The following is an 18,037-nucleotide window of genomic DNA, read 5'->3' as shown; positions in this document are numbered from 1 at the left end:
ATCCCGCCCGGAAGGGGAGACACTCGTGGAGTTCCGGCTGCTCGGCACCGTCTCCGTCGACACACTCACCGGGCCGCTGCCACTCGGCCCCGCCAAACGCCGCAGCCTGCTCGCCGCGCTCCTGCTGTCCGCCAACACGCCGGTCTCCATCGCCCGGTTGACGGACTGCCTGTGGGACGACACGCCGCCGCTGCACGCCCGTGGCGTCATCCAGGGGCATGTGTCCCGGCTGCGCGCCCTCCTGGTGGGCGCGGACGCGGAGGCGTACGGGGTGGAGCTGGTCACCCTCGGCGACGCGTATCTGCTGCGGGTACCGGAAACCCTGCTGGACTCCCAGAGGTTCGAAGAACTGCTGATGCTGGCGCGGGAGCAGCGCAGCCCCGCCGACTCCGTACTGATGCTCAAGGATGCCCTGTCGCTGTGGCAGGGACCGGCGCTCAACGGCGCGTTCGCCGGTCCGCCGCTCCAGGCGGCCGCGCACTCGCTGGAGGAGTCACGACTGGCGACGGTCGAACAACTGGCACTCGCCTATACGATGTTGGGGGAGCACAGCCGGGCGGCATCGGTGCTACGGGCGGAAGCGGTTGCGCATCCGATGCGGGAGTCGCTGGCGGCGGCCTTGATGACGGCGCTGTACCGGGCGGGTCGTCAGTCGGAGGCACTGGACTGGTTCCACCGCACGAGGCGGCTGCTCGCCGATGAGCTGGGGGTCGACCCGGGGCACGAGCTCGCCGATGCGTACGCACTGATCCTGCGCGGCGACCCCGGGCCGGACGCCGGACGGGACACCGCACCGGACGCCCGACGGAACACGGCCGACGGCCCGGCAGCGCCGATGCGCGGTCCGGTCCGGCCACGCACCGGCTCCGGCAGTGGCACGGGCGGCGGGAGCGGTCACGTCAACGGCACGGGCATCGCCAACAGCAGCGGGGCTGTGTCCATGGCCCGTCCGGTGGCCGAGCGTCGGGCCGGGCCGGATACGGGGGCCGAACCGGCCGACCGCCCCTGCGACTTGATCAGCGGTACGGGGGACGGGGCGGGAGCCCGTACGGGCTCCGCCCCGGGCCGCCTGCCGTCTCCCCGTCCTCTCCCTCCGCCGCCCCTCGTCGGCGAGCCGCACCCCACCGATCTGCTGCCCCGTGCACCCCGCGGCTTCCACGGGCGGGGTGCCGAACTGGCCGCGCTCACCCGGGCCGCAGCCGGCGAGGCTCCCATCTGCCTGGTCACCGGACCGGCCGGCGTGGGAAAGACCGCGCTGGCCCTCCAGTGGGCGCACCGCAACCCCGCCGCCTTCCCGGACGGACGGCTCTTCGCCGATCTGCGCGGATTCAGTGACACCGGCGAGCCCGCGCTCATCGAGGTGCTGCGTGAGTTCCTGCTGGCGCTCGGCGTCGCGCCGCGCCGCGTCCCCGAGTCCGTCCCCGCCGCAGCGGCGCTCTTCCGTTCCCTGACCGACCGGCGCCGGCTGCTCGTCGTCCTCGACAACGCCCACGGCTCCGCGACGGTCAGGCCACTGCTGCCGGGCGGTACCGACTGCGTCACGCTGGTCACCAGCCGGCACCGGCTGGAAGGCCTCATCGCCTCGGACGCGGCCCGTCCCGTTCCGCTCGACATACTCGAACCGCAGGACAGCACGGCCCTGCTGGCCGGTGTCCTCGGCGAGGAACGGGTTTTCGCCGAACCGGTGGCGGCCCGCCGGCTCGCCGGGCTCTGCGGAGGCCTGCCGCTCGCCCTGCGTGTCACCGCGGCCCGGCTGGCGGGGCGTCCGCAGTGGACGCTGGCAGGACTGGCCGACGAACTGGCCGACGAGCGCAGCCGGCTGACGTACCTCGACGTGGACGACACCGGTGTCTCGGCCGCGCTGCGGCTGACCGTGCAGCAGCTGCCGCCGGACGCCGTCCACCAGTTCGCCCGGCTCGGCCACCACCCCGGCCGCCACTTCGACCCGTACACGGCCGCCGCACTCGCCGGCACGGACCCGATCGTCGCGGCAGCGGCGCTGGAACGGCTCGCCACCGCCCACCTCGTCACCGAGACGGCGCCCGGGCGCTGGGTGCTGCACGATCTGGTACGCCTCTACGCCCTCGGTCTGGACCCCGCGTCCGGGTCCGAGACCCTCGTCCGTGTCCTCGACCACTACATCGCCACCGCGCTCGCCGCCGCCGACACGGCCGAACCCGGCGGCGAGCCCTGCTTCGTCCTGCCGGACGACTACCACCGCCCCGCCGCTACAAGGGACTTCACCGACCGGGCGGCGGCGATGCGCTGGCTGGCCACCGAACGCGACGACCTGGCACTGGCCGCCGTCGCGGCCCGGGCCGCCGGGCTCGACGACCGGGCCTGGCGGATCATCCTGCTCCAGTGGCCGCAGGTGGTGTGGCGGGTACGGGACAGCTGGGCCCCGCTGCTGGAACTGGCGCTGGACTCCGCCCGCACCGAGAGCGATCCGTACGCCGAGTCGCGGGTGATCAATCTGCTGGGCTGGGTGCTGACCGAGGAGGGCAGGACCGCCGAGGCCGTCACCCTGCTGGAGCGCTCGCCCGGCCTCGCCCGGCAGGCCGGTGACCGGCTCGGCGAGGCGACCGCGCTGATCAACCTGGCCGTCGTGCAGGCCGAGGAGGGCACGCTCGACATGGCGCTGGAAGGCTGCGGACGAGCCGTGCGCCTGGCCCGCGAAGAACGCGACGCACACACCGAGATGCTCGCGCTGCAGCACCTCGCCCGGATGCAGCTCGCCGCGAACCGGCCGCAGGACGCCCTCGACTCCGCCCGGACGGCGCTCGACCTCGGGCCCGAGCACGAGGAGGCCGCACGCCGGGTGCTGCTGCTGACCGTCAGCGGCGAGGCCCGGCTGGCACTCGGCGAGGAGGACGACGGCATCCGGCTGCTGGACCTGGCGGTGAGGGAGGCGGAAGCCGCCGGTTACGACGAGGGCGCGGTCCGGGCCCTCGAAGCGCTGCTACGGGTCACGGCACGGACGGAGTACCGCAAACGGTACGACGAGGCGGTCCGGCGGCTCACCGACGACGGCTGAGCCGCCCACCCGCGGTTTCATGAGAGTCCCGGTCCCGGACGTCAGCGGGACGTCAGCGGGACGCCAGCGGAACATGAGCGACGCACCCCAGACTCATACATGTCAGCAGGTCAGGGGCGCTCGCCAATGACCAGGCGTCCGCCGCACCGTCACACTCGGGGGAATTTCCATGAGTACGCTCCGCAACCGCACCACCGTCCTTGCCGCCGCGACCACCGCCGTGCTCGCCCTGGCCCTCACCGCCTGCGGCGGCGATGATTCCGGTACGAAGTCCGCCGGCCCGGCGAGCGACACCGCAGCGGCTGCCGCCTCGACGGACGCCACCGACGCGACGACCACGGGCACCGCGAAGACCGGCGGTGCCGGGCAGAACACCGGAGCCACGAAGACGGGCACCTCGAAGACCGGCACGTCCAACGGCAGCGCCAAGACGGGCGGCGACACCAGCGACAGCTACGCCTACAAGCACCCGTGCAAGAGCGGGGATTTGTCGGTGCGCGTGTACCCCCGCGAGGGCTCGGCCACCCAGCAGGTGATCGAGGTCAACAACGTCGGCGCGAACTCCTGCGGCCTGAGCTACTTCCCGCGGGTCAGCCTGGGCGCCGCGAAGGCCTCGGACCACAGCTCCGACATCCAGCCGACCGTTCCCGGCGGCCTGGGCGGCGCACCCGCGTACCCGGTCAAGCCCAAGACGGCCGCCATCGCCGTGATCGACCTCAACCCGAGCGGTGCGAACGGCCTGACCTGGATCGACGAGATGAACGTGCTCGCCGACGGCGACCACATGCCCAACGCGGAGACGCAGAACTTCGAGCTCGGCCCCGATGTGAAGGTGCGCGACCCGAAGCTCGGCCTGTACCGGAGCACGGTCGCCGAAGCGGTGAGCTCCATGAAGCAGGCGGGCACCTCCTGACCCGCTGAGCCGGGCCGTACGACGAGCCCCGCGGGACGCTGCCCCTACCCCCGCCGCACACACCTCACCCGGCGCAGAAGGCCCTCCGTGTCCGGGGCTCCGGGCGCCGTCAGGCCTGCTCGTCCATCCCTGCCAGCACCAGCGGCAGCCGGGGCGTTCCTTCCGCGGTCACGCGGACGGGGACGCCCCAGTCCTGTTGGTGGACATGGCAGGCCGGGTACTCGTTCTCCGGGTCGTCGTCGCAGGACGCCGCCATCGCGGACACATGCAGGACGCCCTCGGTGACGCCATCGGCCAGGACCAGGTCGCGGAACAGATCGGTACCGGGGCCGGAGCCTTCCGCCAGCAGCTCGGGCGGGGTCGCCGAGACAAGCAGCCGGGTCGAGGGACCGTACCGGGTGTCCAGCTTCTGCCCGGCGGGCGCCTGGAAGACCACATCGAGCCGGAGCGTGCCCGGGGCGATCTCGGTGGCCGCGCGCTGCGTGTGGTGTGCCTGGCCGGCGACGCGTACAGCCTCCTCCGGAAGCCGCAGCCGGGTCAGCCGGTGCCGGGCGGACTCGACGACGACGAGATCGCCTTCGACCAGCACGGCGTCGCTGGGCTCGCGCAGATCCGTGGCCAGGGTGGTGACCTCACCGCTCGCGGGATCGTAGCGCCGCAGCGCGTGGTTGTACGTGTCGCACACGGCGACGGAGCCGTCGGGCAGCGCGGTCACGCCCAGCGGATGCTGGAACAGGGCCTGATCTGCGGCACCGTCGCGGTGTCCGAAGTCGAAGAGGCCGGTGCCGACGGCCGTGCGGACGGCGAAGCCGGTGCCGTCGCGCTCGACGTACCGCAGGGCGGACGTCTCCGAGTCGGCGACCCACAGGCGCTCCCCGTCGGCCGACGTGGCGAGCCCCGATGGCTGGGCGAACCAGGCCTCGTCGGCCGGCCCGTCGACCAGGCCCTCGTTGGTCGTGCCCGCCGCGACCTGCACGGTCTCCGTCGCGGGGTCGTACGTCCACAGCTGGTGCACGCCCGCCATGGCGATCCACAGCCGGTCCGCGAACCAGGCGACGTCCCAGGGGGAGGACAGGTCGACCTCGCGGGCCGGGCCGGTCGTCGGCGAACCCTGCCACCACTGACGGCCGGTGCCGGCGAGGGTCGTCGTCACCCCGGTGGTGAGGTCGAGGGCGCGAATCGCGTGGTTGACGGTGTCGGCGACCGCGATCCGGCCGTCGGGCAGCACGGCGAGCCCCTGCGGCTCGGAGAACCGGACCTCCTCGGGCCCGCCGTCGGCGAACCCCCTGTCCCCCGTACCGACATGACGGCTGACCGTTTCACCGTCACGTCCGATCTCGACCAGGCGGTGGCGGGTGGTGTCGGAGACGAGGAACCCGCCGTCGGGCAGGAGCAGGGCCTTGCCCGGGAAACGCAGATGCGTGGCGACCGGCTCGGGCGCGACATACGGGCCGTCGCCGCGGCGCAGCGTGCCCTTGGCGCCGTGCTCGGTCTCCAGCTCCTCGACCAGCTTCGCGATGGCGTGCGCATGGCCCTCGCCCGCGTGCTGGGCGACGATGTAGCCCTCGGGGTCGATGACGACGAGCGTGGGCCAGGCGCGTACGGCGTACTGCTTCCACGTCGCCAGTTCCGGGTCGTCGAGGACCGGGTGGTGGACCTCGTACCGCTCGACGGCGTCGACGACTGCCTGGTGCTCGGCCTCGTGGACGAACTTCGGCGAGTGCACACCGATGATCACGACGGTGTCGCGGTGCTTCTCCTCCAGTTCGCGCAGCTCATCGAGAACATGCAGACAGTTCACACAGCAGAAGGTCCAGAAATCCAGGATCACAATGCGTCCTCGCAGGTCAGCGAGGGCGTACTGCTGGTCGCCTGTATTGAGCCAGCCACCCTTGCCGATCAGCTCGGGGGCCCGGACGCGCGCACGTGTTGCCATGTGAACAGTCAACAGCACCATGGCCCGCACGCATTCCGGAGGGTCCACGTATTCCGGGCGGTCCTGGGGGAACCTGTGAGCCATGAGATTCCTGGTGCGTGAACGGCTCTTCGCTGTAGGCGACGACTACTGGATCGAGGACGCGGACGGTCGCAAGGTCTTCCTCGTCGACGGCAAGGCCATGCGGGTGCGTGACACCTTCGAGCTGAAGGACGCGCAGGGCCGGATCCTGGTCGAGATCCGGCAGAAGCTGCTCAGCCTGCGCGACACGATGCTCATCGAGCGGGACGGCGAGCAGCTCGCCAAGGTCAAGCGCAAGCGGCTGTCGCTGCTGCGCAACCACTACCGGGTCACGCTGGTGGACGGTACCGAGCTCGATGTCAGCGGCAAGATCCTGGACCGCGAGTTCGCCGTCGACTACGACGGGGAGCTGTTGGCCCAGATCTCGCGGCGGTGGCTGACCGTCCGGGACACGTACGGCATCGACGTCGTACGGGAGGACGCCGACGTGGCACTGCTCATCGCCGTATCGGTGTGCGTCATCGTGCTCGCCGACAAGGAGCACGAGGACTGACGGGCTCGAAAACCAAGCCCGTCCGGCACTTGAGGACAAAGCGATCAGCGGGTGTGTCCGGCGATGACATCGAACCCGGTTTCACGTGAAACGTGCCTACTCGCCCGTCTCGGGCGGGGCCAGCCCCAGCCGCCGGTCCTTGAGCGCCGGGAACTGCTCGCGCGTGGCGGCGACCTTCGACGGGTCGAACTCCACGGTGAGCACCTCCTCGTCCGCGCCCGCCTCGGCAAGCACCTCGCCCCAGGGGTCGACGACGATGCTGTGTCCGGCCTGCTGGATTCCGGCGTGGGTGCCCGCGGTGCCGACGGCCAGGACGTACGACTGGTTCTCGACGGCGCGAGCCCGGGCCAGCAGCGTCCAGTGGGCGCGACGGCGCTCCGGCCAGCCCGCCGCGACGATCAGCGTCTCGGCGCCCGCGTCGACCAGGCCGCGGAACATTTCCGGGAAGCGCAGGTCATAGCAGGTGGCGAGGCCCAGGGTGGTCTGCGGCAGGGTGACAGTGACCAGCTCCTCGCCGGCGCCCATCATGACCGCCTCGCCCTGGTCGAAGCCGAAGCGGTGGATCTTGCGGTACGCGGCGGCCCGCTCGCCCTCGGGTGTGAAGACGAGCGCGGTGTTGTAGAGGGTGTCGTCGGCCGCGCGCTCGACGAAGGAGCCCGCGTGCAGCCAGACCCCGGCGTCGGCTGCGGCCTTCGCCATGATGTCGTGGGTGGGCCCCTGGAGCGGCTCGGCCTCGTCCGCGAAGGCGGTGTACGCGAACGCGCCGACCGGCCAGAGTTCGGGAAGAACCACCAGATCCGCACCGCGCTGGGCCGCGATCAGCGAAGCCGCGCGTTGCCTACGGGAATTGACGGATTCGTCCGGGTCTACTGCGATCTGGATGAGGGAGGCGCGCACACTACCACCGTCCTGGCATTCGAGCCGTCAACACAGGCCTACGATCGTCACACGAAAGCACTGCCGGGGTGCCTGCTCGCAGCGTAACTTAGCGATCGAACCTCCCACGCAGCCCGCCGCCCGCGCCCAGCACTCCAGCCCATGCACCGCAGAACCGCACGAGGGGTCCCGTGACCGTCCATCCCAGCCTCCAGACCTACGCCGATGCCTGGACCCACTCCATCGAGTCGATAGCCGAGCTGGTGAAGCCACTCGCCGAGGGAGAGTGGAACCGCCGTACGCCGTGCCCAGCCTGGTCGGTGCGTGACATCGTCTCGCACGTCATCGGCATGGAGTGCGAGCAGCTCGGCGACCCGCGTCCGATCCACACGCTGCCGCGCGATCTCTACCATGTACAGAACGACTTCGCTCGCTACATGGAGATGCAGGTCGATGTGCGGCGCCACCACACCGCGCCGGAGATGACCTCCGAGCTGGAGTACACGATCATTCGCCGCGCACGTCAGCTGCGCAACGAGACCCGCGACCCCGAGACCATGGTTCGGGCGCCGCTCGGCGCCGAGCAGACCCTCGAACTGGCTCTGCGGATGCGGGCCTTCGATGTCTGGGTGCATGAGCAGGATCTGCGGGCGACGCTGGGGCAGCCCGGCAATCTGGACTCCCCCGGCGCTTCTGTCGTCCAGGACACCCTGCTCGCCGCGCTGCCGAAGGTGGTCGCCAAGGACGCGGGTGCACCGGCCAATTCGGCGGTCGTGCTCGATGTGCACGGGCCGATGGAGTTCCTGCGCACGGTCAGGGTCGACGCGGAGGGCCGCGGTTCGGTGGACGGTTCGCCGTCGCTCGGGCCCGCGGTGACGCTGGCGATGGACTGGGAGACGTACTTCCGCCTCGCCTGCGGGCGGGTGCGGGCGGGTGCGGTCGCGGACCGGATCAAGGTCGAGGGCGACGAGAATCTGGCGGAGGCGATCCTGCAGAACTTCGCCGTGACGCCGTAGCGCCACGGCGCCGCGCCACCGTGGTCGGCGGCGCCCGTCGTGCGAGGACGGGCGCGCCGCCGATCAGGGCGCGACAGGCGCGTTACGCGGGTACGTGCACGGCTTCCACGCGGCTGATCACATGGTGGTCCCGCTCGCGGTGCGTGGCCCGGGAGTGCAGCCGCAGAATCTGTACGACCCCGAGCGCCTCCAGTACGAAGACCGAGGCGAACGCGATCCGGTAGTTGTCGCCGGTCGCGTCCAGAAGCACGCCGACGGCAAACAGCGTGGTCATCGAAGCGACGAAGCCGCCCATGTTCACGATGCCCGAGGCGGTGCCCTGGCGCTCCGGCGGGTTGGCGGGCCGTGCGAAGTCGAAGCCGATCATCGAGGCGGGACCGCACGCGCCGAGCACCACGCACAGGACGATCAGCAGCCACATCGGCGCACGGTCGCCCGGGTAGAAGATGGTCGACGCCCAGAGCAGGGCCGTCACGGCGACCGCCCCGAGCGCCAGCGGGGCGCGGGCCTCGTGGTGGCGGGCGATGATCTGCCCGTAGACCAGCCCGAACGCCATGTTGGAGAGCACCACCAGGGTGAGCAGCTCACCGGCGGTGGACCGGCTCAGCCCCTGCGCCTCCACCAGGAACGGCAGCCCCCACAGCAGCAGAAACACCATGGCCGGGAACTGCGTGGTGAAGTGCACCCACATACCGAGCCGGGTGCCGGGCTCCCGCCAGGAGGCGGCGATCTGCTTGCGTACGTAGGCGGCGCCCGCGTGCTCGACGGGCGGCGGCTCGTGGCCCTCGGGGTGGTCTTTCAGGAACAGCAGGAGAAGCACGAGGACGAGAACCCCGGCGGCGGAGCTGCCCACGAAGGTGGTGGTCCAGCCGAATCCGTGCAGGGCCCTCGCGATGAAGAGCGTCGAGATGAGGTTGCCCGCCATCCCGAAGAGCGCGGCGACCTGCCCGATCAGCGGACCGCGCCGGGCCGGGAACCAGCGGGCACCGAGCCGCAGCACGCTGATGAAGGTCATCGCGTCGCCGCAGCCGAGCAGCGCCCTGGACGCCAGCGCCATGCCGTACGAGGGGGAGAGCGCGAAACCGAGCTGCCCCAGGGTGAACAGAACGGCCCCGAGGGTGAGGACCTTCTTGGTGCCGAGCCGGTCGACCATCAGGCCGACGGGTATCTGCATGCCCGCGTAGACGAGCAGCTGAAGGATGGAGAACGTGGAGAGCGCGGAGGCGTTGATGTGGAACCGGTCGGCGGCATCCAGTCCGGCAACACCCAGGCTGGTGCGGAAGATGATGGCGACGAAGTAGACGGCAACGCCGATGCCCCAGACCCGCGCGGCACGCCGGCCGCCGGGTGGATCTCCGGGCAGGGACAGGGTGGGAGCGGCGGCAGAACTCACCGGTCCTCACCTCTGACCAGCACCTTGACCCGGCCGACATGACGCCGCACGACCTGTGCGGCACCGTCCGCGTCACCGGACCTGATCGCTTCCAGCAGCTCACCGTGCTCGGTGATGTTGGCGGCGATCCTGCCCGGGTGCGCCTCCATCACGGCGACGCCCATCCGCAACTGCCGGTCGCGCAGCTGGTCGTAGAGGCGCGAGAGAATGTCGTTGCCGGCGTTGCGCACGATCTCCGCGTGGAAGCAGCGGTCCTTCACGGACACGGCGGCCAGGTCCCCGGCCTCGGCCAACTGCCGCTGCTCCTCAAGAAGTTCCTCGAGCCGTCCGATCAACTGCGCGGAGGCGGGAACGGCCTTGCGGGCCGCGAACTCCTCGACGAGCAGCCGGGTCTCCACCACATCCGCGATCTCCTGCGCGGAGACGGCGAGAACAAGGGCGCCCTTCTTCGGGTACAGCTTGATCAGCCCCTCGACCTCCAGCCGCAGCAGCGCTTCGCGCACGGGCGTACGGGAGACACCGACGGCCTCCGCGAGATCACCTTCGGTGAGGAGCGTGCCGCCTTCGTAGCGGCGGTCCAGGACCGCCTCCTTGATATGGGCGTAGACGCGCTCGGCGGCGGGGGGCTGCTTGACGGAAGACTTCACGGTCGACTGCGCGGCGGACTTCGCAAGGGGCTTCACGACTGGGGGTGCGGCAGGCATGTACACAGCATAGATACAACATGCGTACATGATGAAACCCGTCCGGGATCCGGACAGGTTCCGGACGGGCACCCCCCCAAGACCCGAACCGCTCTTGCGGCCTCGCCCGCGATTGTCAGCGGCGTCGCGGTGTCTGGGACCTCCGCCTCCGGTGTTGTCGTCAGTCGCCGACGCTCCGCGTCGACTCCCTCCTCCGCCTTGGATTCGAAGGCCCCAGACGCCGCTCCTTCTCCCACTGCCAATCGTGGGCGAGGCCGTTAGCTCCGAAATTGCCTCAGGAATCAGCACATCCTTCGCCCGGCCTCATGAGTCTCACCACCGAGCGGCACCCTCATGTGGCCGCATTCCAGGGGCATTTGGAGCGTTCAAGTTGAAAATTGGCATTAAGGGCATAAACCGCATTTCCGCCACTGCCACCGTGGCCCTCACCGCGGGTGCCGTCATCGCGGGCAGTGTGTTCGCCTCCACGGCGCAGGCCGCCACGCCGCCCACTCCCACGATCACCGCCAAGGGCGGTTACGTGATGAACAACGGCACCGCGAAGACCCTGTTCAGCAAGGCCGCGGACACCCGTCGCTCCACCGGCTCCACCACCAAGATCATGACCGCCAAGGTCGTTCTGGCGCAGAAGAACCTCAACCTGGATTCCAAGGTCACGATCCAGAAGGCGTACAGCGACTACATCGTCTCCAAGGGCGCCTCGTCGGCCCGCCTGATCGTGGGCGACAAGGTCACCGTCCGCCAGCTGCTGTACGGCCTGATGCTGCCGTCCGGCTGCGACGCCGCGTACGCGCTGGCCGACAAGTTCGGCTCCGGCACCACCCGCGCGGCCCGCGTGAAGTCGTTCGTCGGCAAGATGAACGCCCAGGCCAAGTCCCTCGGGCTGAAGAACACCCACTTCGACTCGTTCGACGGCATAGGGAACGGCTCGAACTACTCGACGCCGCGCGACCTGACGAAGATCGCCAGCAGCGCGATGAAGAACTCCACGTTCCGCACGGTCGTGAAGACCAAGTCGACCAAGCAGAAGGTCACCACGAAGAGCGGTGGCTACCGCTACATGTCGTGGTCCAACACCAACACGATGCTCAGCAGCTACAGCGGCGCCATCGGTGTGAAGACCGGTTCCGGTCCGACGGCCAAGTACTGCCTGGTCTTCGCCGCGACCCGTAACGGCAAGACGGTCATCGGCACCGTTCTGTCCTCCACGAGCGCGACCACCCGTTCCGCGGACATGAAGAAGATCATGGACTACAGCTTCAAGAAGTAGTCCCGCCCGACAGCGTGAAAGGAGGGGCCCCGCGCACCGCGGGGCCCCTCCTTTCGTACCGTTACGCCCAGGTGATGAGCCGCTTCGGCTGCTCCAGGATCGCGGCGACATCCGCCAGGACCTTGGAGCCGAGCTCGCCGTCGACCAGGCGGTGATCGAACGACAGGGCCAGCGTGGTGACCTGTCGGGGCTTCACCTTGCCCTTGTGGACCCACGGCTGGAGCTTGATCGCTCCGACCGCGAGGATCGCGGACTCGCCCGGGTTCAGGATCGGCGTCCCCGTGTCGACGCCGAAGACACCGACGTTGGTGATCGTCACCGTGCCGCCCGCCATGGCCGCGGGGGACGTCCTGCCCTCACGTGCCGTGGAGACCAGCTCGCCCAGCGCCGCCGCGAGCTCCGGCAGGGTCTTGTCGTGCGCGTCCTTGATGTTCGGCACGATCAGACCGCGCGGGGTGGCGGCGGCGATGCCCAGGTTGACGTAGTGCTTGCGCACGATCTCCTGGTTCGCCTCGTCCCAGGCAGAGTTGACGTCCGGGTTGCGCCTGATCGCGACGAGGAGCGCCTTGGCGATGATCAGGAGCGGGTTGACCCGGACCCCCGCCATGTCCTTGTCTTCCTTGAGCTCCGCCACCAGCTTCATCGTGCGCGTCACATCGACGGTCACGAACTCCGTGACATGCGGTGCCGTGAAGGCACTGTCGACCATCGCCTGGGCGATGGCCTTCCGTACGCCCTTGACCGGGATACGGGTCTCCCGCGCGCCCGCGACGACAGAGGTCGGCGCCTCGGGGGCGGGAACCGGCGCGGCCTCCACCTCCACGGGGGCCTGCGCCTGCGCCGGTACGGGCGCGGCCGCCGCGTGCACATCCTCGCGGGTGATGATCCCGCCCTCGCCGGTCGGGACGACCGTCGCCAGGTCGATGCCCAGGTCCTTGGCCAGCTTGCGCACCGGCGGCTTGGCGAGCGGCCGGCTCTCCCGAACGGCCAAGGCGCCGTGGCCGTTCATCTCGCCCTGGATCGCGGCCGCCGCGGCGGGTACCGCCGTCCCGGTCCCCTTGCGGGCGCGCCGCTTCGTGGAGGTCTCGGCGACGCCGTACCCCACCAGGACGGGCTGACGGCCCTTGGGAGCCTCCGGCTCCGGTTCCGGCTGTGCGGCCGGCTCAGGAGCCGGGGCCGCGTCACCGCTGCCCGGCGCCACGTCCACCGCGATGATCACCTGGCCGACGTCGACGGTCGTGCCCTCGGGAAAGCGCAGCTCGTGCACCACCCCGTCGAACGGAATCGGCAGTTCCACGGCTGCCTTGGCCGTCTCGACCTCGCACACGACCTGGCCGTCGGTGACGGAGTCGCCGGGCTGTACGTACCACTTGAGGATCTCGGCCTCGGTCAGTCCCTCGCCCACGTCGGGCATCTTGAACTCACGGAAGCGAGCAGGGTTGGAAGTGTCGTTCATCGTTGTCACGCCCCAGTCCTCAGTACGCCAGCGAGCGGTCGACGGCGTCGAGCACACGGTCGAGACCCGGCAGGTACTCGTCCTCCAGCCGAGCCGGCGGGTATGGGGCGTGATAGCCGCCGACCCTCAGCACCGGTGCTTCCAGGTGGTAGAAGCAGCGCTCGGTGATCCGGGCGGCGATCTCGGCCCCGGAGCCGTAGAACACCGGGGCCTCGTGGACCACGACGAGCCGACCGGTCTTCTCGACCGAGGTCTGGATGGTGTCGAAGTCGATCGGGGACATCGAGCGCAGGTCCAGGACCTCGATCGACTTGCCCTCCTCCTGGGCGGCCGCGGCCGCTTCCAGGCAGACCTTCACCATCGGGCCGTACGCGACGAGCGTGAGGTCGGAGCCCGTACGCGCCACCGAGGCCCGGTGCAGCGGGCCGGGGATGGAGTCGGTCTCGACCTCACCCTTGTCCCAGTAGCGGCGCTTCGGCTCGAAGAAGATGATCGGGTCGTCGCTCTGGACGGCCTGCTGCATCATCCAGTAGGCGTCGCTCGCGTTCGAGGGCGAGACCACCTTCAGGCCCGCGACGTGCGCGAACAGGGCCTCGGGGGACTCGCTGTGGTGCTCGACGGCACCGATGCCGCCGCCGTACGGAATCCGCACGACGACCGGCAGCTTGATCTTGCCGAGCGCCCGGGCGTGCATCTTCGCGAGCTGCGTGACGATCTGGTCGTACGCAGGGAAGACGAAGCCGTCGAACTGGATCTCCACGATGGGCCGGTAGCCGCGCAGGGCCAGGCCGATCGCCGTACCGACGATGCCGGACTCTGCGAGCGGGGTGTCGATCACCCGGTCCTCGCCGAAGTCCTTCTGAAGTCCGTCGGTGATCCGGAAGACCCCGCCCAGCTTGCCGACGTCCTCACCCATGATGAGGACCTTGGGGTCGGTGTCGAGGGCCTTGCGCAGCGACTCGTTGAGAGCCTTCGCAATGGACATCTTTTCCATGGCCATGGCTAGTTGCCCTCCTCGGCGAACGATGCCTGGTAGGCGGCGAACTGGGCGCGCTCCTCGTCGACGAGCGGGTTCCCGTCGGCGTAGGCGTGGTCGAAGATCGCCATCCGGTCCGGATCGGGCATCGCTCGTACCGCTTCACGCACCCGCTTGCCGAGGGCTTCGCTCTCCTCCTCCAGCGCGGTGAAGAACGCCTCGTCGGCGGCCTGCTGCTTCTCCAGGTAGGTACGCAGCCGCAGGATCGGGTCCTTGGCCTCCCAGGAGGCCCGCTCCTCGTCCGCCCGGTACTTCGTCGGGTCGTCGGAGGTGGTGTGCGCGCCCATGCGGTAGGTGAACGCCTCGACGAGCGTGGGCCCCTCCCCCCGGCGGGCCCGCTCCAGCGCCGACCTGGTGACGGCCAGACAGGCGAGTACGTCGTTGCCGTCGACCCGGACGCCGGGGAAGCCGAAGCCCTGCGCGCGCTGGTAGAGCGGGACGCGGGTCTGCTTCTCGGTCGGCTCGGAGATCGCCCACTGGTTGTTCTGGCAGAAGAAGACGACCGGGGCGTTGTAGACCGCGGAGAAGGTGAAGGACTCGGCGACGTCGCCCTGGCTGGAGGCACCGTCGCCGAAGTACGCGATCACGGCCGAGTCCGCGCCGTCCTTGGCGACGCCCATGGCGTAGCCGGTGGCGTGCAGGGTCTGCGAGCCGATGACGATCGTGTACAGGTGGAAGTTGTTGGTGTTCGGGTCCCAGCCGCCGTGGTTCACACCGCGGAACATCCCGAGCAGATTGGTCGGGTCGACGCCCCGGCACCACGCGACGCCGTGCTCGCGGTAGGTCGGGAAGACGTAGTCGTCGTCGCGCAGGGCCCGGCCGGAGCCGATCTGGGCGGCCTCCTGGCCGAGCAGCGAGGCCCACAGGCCCAGCTCGCCCTGGCGCTGCAGGGCGGTGGCCTCGGCATCGAAGCGGCGGGTCAGGACCATGTCCCGGTACAGACCGCGCAGCTCTTCGGCGGTCAGGTCGATCTGGTAGTCCGGATGCTCCACCCGCTCGCCCTCGGGCGTCAGCAGCTGTACGAGCTCGGGCTCGGAACTCTGTGGCGTCCTGGCGGACGTCTTAGCGGGCGTTTTCACGGCGCTGGTCCGCTTGCTGCTGCGTCGCGGTTTGCGCGCGGCAGTGCTCTCCACGGTCACGTGCGTGCTCCTCCGTCGGTCCGGCCCCCGGGGTCTGCCGGGAAGCCAGTGCGGCTCGCCTGTGTCCGTACCCGTGCACGGGGTGGGTGCCGCTCGGTCCGGGAACAGGCGTGACAGGTGCCCCGGCGAGCGCCCTGCCAAAAGCACGTTACCCAGTACGCCGCATTACTGCGAAACCCTATCTGACCTGCGATTTTGCTTGGATTTCCAAGTAAATCGAAAAAGTCGGGAACTCTCGCTGGTCACAGCACTGGGAACAGCCTTGCAGGCCGCCGGAACAACGGCACGTTATCCCGCCGTTCGGCGGCAGGGAAGAGGCGAGTGTGTGAGACTGCGTTTTGTGCGCGAACAAGGAAAAATCACTGTTTTTCTGCTGGACGACCACGAAGTCGTCCGGCGCGGAGTCCATGAATTGCTCTCGGTCGAGGACGACATCGAGGTCGTCGGCGAGGCCGGCACGGCAGCGGACGCGCTGGTCCGTATCCCTGCGACCCGGCCCGATGTGGCGGTGCTCGATGTGCGGTTGCCGGACGGGAGCGGGGTGGAGGTCTGCCGGGAGATCCGCTCCCAGGACGAGAACATCAAATGCCTGATGCTGACCTCGTACGCAGATGACGAGGCGCTCTTCGACGCGATCATGGCGGGCGCGTCGGGATATGTACTGAAGGCGATCCGCGGCAACGAACTGCTGAACGCGGTACGGGACGTGGCGGCCGGGAAGTCGCTGCTGGACCCGGTGGCGACCACCCGGGTACTGGAGCGGCTGCGCGACGGCAAGAAGAGCCGGGGTGACGACAAGCTCGCCGGTCTCACCGATCAGGAGCGCAAGATCCTCGATCTGATCGGGGAGGGCCTGACGAACCGGGCGATCGGCGAGCGGCTGCACCTCGCCGAGAAGACGATCAAGAATTATGTCTCCAGTCTGCTCTCCAAGCTGGGCATGGAACGGCGCTCGCAGGCCGCCGCGTACGTGGCCAGGCTGCAGGCGGAGAAGGGCTGAGCGCTGCGTGGTGACAGGGCCGGAACGTGCACGGAGCGGCCGCGGTCCTCGGTGATCTTTCGGGACTTTGGTCCCGGACCACCTGGGGCCGCGGCCTCTTTCCACGGCCTCCCCGGTGGCGGAGAGTGGAGAGCATGCCCTCTGAGGAACTCCACGCGATCGAACTGCTCGGCCGCGTCCAGTACGGCCGGCTGGCGACGAGCATGCGGGCCCTCCCGATACTGGCGGTGGCCCGCCACATCGTGGTCGACGGCCACGTCGTCCTGCGGATGCACAGCGGCCTCGGCTACCACGAGGCCTGCGACGGCACGGTCGTCGCGTACGGAGCGGACAACTTCAACGCCGCGCCCTCGGGGGACGACGGCGAGTTGTGGTCCCTGCAGTTCACCGGCCCCGCCGAGATCGTGCACCCGACCCCCGAACAGCGGGAGCGCTTCGGCGCCGCCCCCGTCCAGGTGAACGGGGAGCCCTTCGCCCCGGCCTACCTCGGGGTCGACCCGCACTTCGTCTCCGTGCACACTCTGGGCTTCCACGCAAGTCAACTGATCCGCAACGCAGCGTGATCTAACATCTGGCGAGTGCCGCGCTCATCTGTAACTCTTCCGTCTGCCCCGCCGGCCGGCGAGGTGCTGTGCTCGTCCGTGCCCCGTTCGGCCATGCCCTGTCCGCCCGTTCCTCCGGTGGACGAGGTGCTGCGCCGCTACCCGGATGCCGGTGAGCCCCTCACCTGCAAGCCCGTCACCCAGGGCCTGCTCAATCACGGCTACCGCGTCTCCACCACCCGCGGCTCCTACTTCCTCAAGCATCACCTCGACGACTCCACCGGCGACCGCGCCACGATCGTCCGCCAGCACCGCGCCACCCAGCGGTTGCAGTCACTCGGCGTGCCCGTCGCGCCTCCCGTGGAGGACACCGAGGGCGACACGGTCACGGAGATCGGCGGCCGGTGCTACGCCCTGCACCCCTGGGTCGACGGACTGCACCGGGCCGGCGCCCAGCTCACCGCCGCCCAGTCGCAGCGGCTCGGAGCGCTGCTCGGGGCCGTGCACACCGGGCTCGAACAGGTCATGGAGGCGGGCACGGGACTCGCAGGGCGGTCCGGCGGCTACCGGAGCCCCGACCCCGCCGACACCTTCGCGCTGATCGACGACCTGCTCGCGGCCGCGCGCGGGCGCCGCCCCCGGGACTCCTTCGACGAGCTGGCCGAGCACCGCCTCCTGGAGCGGCGCACCCTGCTGGAACAGCACGCCGACCGCAGGCCGCCCACCCCCGACATCCCGGCCACCGGCTGGGTGCACGGCGACTTTCACCCGCTGAACGTCCTCTACCGGGGCACGGACCCGGTCGCGATCCTCGACTGGGACCGGCTGGGGGTCCAGCCGCGCGCGGAGGAGGCGGTACGGGCTGCGGCGATCTTCTTCGTGCAGCCGGCCGGGAAGCTGGAGCTGGAGAAGGTACGGGCGTACGCGGGGGCCTACCGGCGGGCGGCCGGGGCGGGGGCGGCGGAACTGGCCGCGGCGGTGCACCGGGTGTGGTGGGAGCGGCTCAACGACTTCTGGATACTGCGCTGGCGGTACTGCCTGCACGACCGAAGGGCCGACCCGCAGTTCCCTGCGGTGTCGGCCCTGGCGGTCTGGTGGACGCGTGAGTACGAGGCGGTGTGCGAGGCGTTCACAGGGTGAGGCCGCCC

General features: G+C 70.1%; 15 protein-coding genes. 8 read left to right on the top strand and 7 right to left on the bottom strand.

Translation table 11 applies throughout. The features are described from left to right. Positions 1–25: 25 nt before the first annotated feature. Together OG609_RS20995 and OG609_RS20990 are read left to right on the top strand one after the other, a co-directional pair. Positions 26–3,034, top strand: a complete 3,009-nt coding sequence (locus OG609_RS20995) for an AfsR/SARP family transcriptional regulator (RefSeq protein ID WP_327274217.1) — start codon at positions 26–28, stop codon at positions 3,032–3,034. A 169-nt stretch (positions 3,035–3,203) separates the two neighbouring features. Further along, positions 3,204–3,947 carry a DUF4232 domain-containing protein gene (locus OG609_RS20990; RefSeq protein ID WP_327274215.1) on the top strand — a complete coding sequence of 248 codons (744 nt, stop codon included), beginning with the start codon at positions 3,204–3,206 and terminating at the stop codon, positions 3,945–3,947. Positions 3,948–4,056: 109 nt separating this feature from the next. Here OG609_RS20990 and OG609_RS20985 read toward each other — a convergent pair whose 3' ends face one another. Continuing rightward, complete coding sequence (locus OG609_RS20985) at positions 4,057–5,883, bottom strand: NHL domain-containing thioredoxin family protein (protein ID WP_327274214.1); 1,827 nt, start codon at positions 5,881–5,883, stop codon at positions 4,057–4,059. Between the two features lie 82 nt (positions 5,884–5,965). Here OG609_RS20985 and OG609_RS20980 point away from each other — a divergent pair, with 82 nt between their 5' ends. Next, a complete protein-coding gene (locus OG609_RS20980) occupies positions 5,966–6,457 on the top strand; it encodes an LURP-one-related/scramblase family protein (protein WP_327274213.1) in 492 nt (163 codons plus the stop codon). Positions 6,458–6,553: 96 nt separating this feature from the next. Here OG609_RS20980 and OG609_RS20975 read toward each other — a convergent pair whose 3' ends face one another. Continuing rightward, positions 6,554–7,354, bottom strand: coding sequence for a carbon-nitrogen family hydrolase (locus OG609_RS20975; RefSeq protein ID WP_327274212.1), 801 nt, complete (start codon positions 7,352–7,354; stop codon positions 6,554–6,556). 170 nt (positions 7,355–7,524) lie between these two features. On the opposite strand from OG609_RS20975, the gene OG609_RS20970 reads away from it, so the two are divergent. Continuing rightward, complete coding sequence (locus OG609_RS20970) at positions 7,525–8,349, top strand: maleylpyruvate isomerase family mycothiol-dependent enzyme (protein WP_327274211.1); 825 nt, start codon at positions 7,525–7,527, stop codon at positions 8,347–8,349. A gap of 82 nt (positions 8,350–8,431) precedes the next feature. Here the strand turns inward: OG609_RS20970 and OG609_RS20965 are convergent, their stop codons facing one another. Both OG609_RS20965 and OG609_RS20960 read right to left on the bottom strand, forming a co-directional pair. Then, complete coding sequence (locus OG609_RS20965) at positions 8,432–9,742, bottom strand: MFS transporter (RefSeq protein WP_327274210.1); 1,311 nt, start codon at positions 9,740–9,742, stop codon at positions 8,432–8,434. Further along, entirely contained in the window at positions 9,739–10,446 is a 708-nt protein-coding gene (locus OG609_RS20960) for a GntR family transcriptional regulator (protein ID WP_327274209.1), read from the bottom strand. Before OG609_RS20960 ends, OG609_RS20965 begins: the two co-directional genes overlap by 4 nt. A 370-nt stretch (positions 10,447–10,816) precedes the next feature. Here OG609_RS20960 and OG609_RS20955 point away from each other — a divergent pair, with 370 nt between their 5' ends. Then, a complete protein-coding gene (locus OG609_RS20955; RefSeq protein WP_327274208.1) occupies positions 10,817–11,716 on the top strand; it encodes a D-alanyl-D-alanine carboxypeptidase family protein in 900 nt (299 codons plus the stop codon). A 61-nt stretch (positions 11,717–11,777) separates the two neighbouring features. On the opposite strand, the gene OG609_RS20950 is transcribed toward OG609_RS20955, so the two are convergent. From OG609_RS20950 to pdhA, 3 genes are read right to left on the bottom strand one after another with little or no spacing between them, the layout of a single operon-like run. Continuing rightward, positions 11,778–13,181 (bottom strand): dihydrolipoamide acetyltransferase family protein, encoded by a 1,404-nt coding sequence (locus OG609_RS20950; protein ID WP_327274207.1) that lies wholly within the window; start codon positions 13,179–13,181, stop codon positions 11,778–11,780. A gap of 10 nt (positions 13,182–13,191) precedes the next feature. After that, positions 13,192–14,172, bottom strand: a complete 981-nt coding sequence (locus tag OG609_RS20945) for an alpha-ketoacid dehydrogenase subunit beta (RefSeq protein WP_114245456.1) — start codon at positions 14,170–14,172, stop codon at positions 13,192–13,194. A 2-nt stretch (positions 14,173–14,174) separates the two neighbouring features. Then, positions 14,175–15,347: a pyruvate dehydrogenase (acetyl-transferring) E1 component subunit alpha gene (gene pdhA / locus OG609_RS20940; protein WP_327274206.1), complete on the bottom strand. Its 1,173-nt coding sequence runs from the start codon at positions 15,345–15,347 to the stop codon at positions 14,175–14,177. 340 nt (positions 15,348–15,687) lie between these two features. On the opposite strand from pdhA, the gene OG609_RS20935 reads away from it, so the two are divergent. The 3 genes from OG609_RS20935 to OG609_RS20925 all read left to right on the top strand — a co-directional run bounded on the left by OG609_RS20935 (position 15,688) and on the right by OG609_RS20925 (position 18,029). Beyond that, complete coding sequence (locus OG609_RS20935; protein ID WP_327278125.1) at positions 15,688–16,347, top strand: response regulator transcription factor; 660 nt, start codon at positions 15,688–15,690, stop codon at positions 16,345–16,347. A 134-nt stretch (positions 16,348–16,481) separates the two neighbouring features. Next, positions 16,482–16,910: a pyridoxamine 5'-phosphate oxidase family protein gene (locus OG609_RS20930; RefSeq protein ID WP_327274205.1), complete on the top strand. Its 429-nt coding sequence runs from the start codon at positions 16,482–16,484 to the stop codon at positions 16,908–16,910. A 126-nt stretch (positions 16,911–17,036) separates the two neighbouring features. Next, a complete protein-coding gene (locus OG609_RS20925; protein WP_327278124.1) occupies positions 17,037–18,029 on the top strand; it encodes a phosphotransferase in 993 nt (330 codons plus the stop codon). Positions 18,030–18,037: the final 8 nt, after the last annotated feature.

Origin of the sequence: Streptomyces sp. NBC_01224 (assembly GCF_036002945.1) — a bacterium.
Lineage (GTDB): Bacteria > Actinomycetota > Actinomycetes > Streptomycetales > Streptomycetaceae > Streptomyces.
This window is presented reverse-complemented; position numbering and strand designations above follow the sequence as displayed.

Coding starts and splice junctions, on each gene's coding strand:
- OG609_RS20980 (WP_327274213.1), top strand. CDS start 5,966: ATGAGATTCCTGGTGCGTGAACGGCTCTTCGCTGTAGGCGACGACTAC.
- OG609_RS20990 (WP_327274215.1), top strand. CDS start 3,204: ATGAGTACGCTCCGCAACCGCACCACCGTCCTTGCCGCCGCGACCACC.
- OG609_RS20930 (WP_327274205.1), top strand. CDS start 16,482: ATGCCCTCTGAGGAACTCCACGCGATCGAACTGCTCGGCCGCGTCCAG.
- OG609_RS20945 (WP_114245456.1), bottom strand. CDS start 14,172: ATGGCCATGGAAAAGATGTCCATTGCGAAGGCTCTCAACGAGTCGCTG.
- OG609_RS20960 (WP_327274209.1), bottom strand. CDS start 10,446: ATGCCTGCCGCACCCCCAGTCGTGAAGCCCCTTGCGAAGTCCGCCGCG.
- OG609_RS20985 (WP_327274214.1), bottom strand. CDS start 5,883: ATGGCAACACGTGCGCGCGTCCGGGCCCCCGAGCTGATCGGCAAGGGT.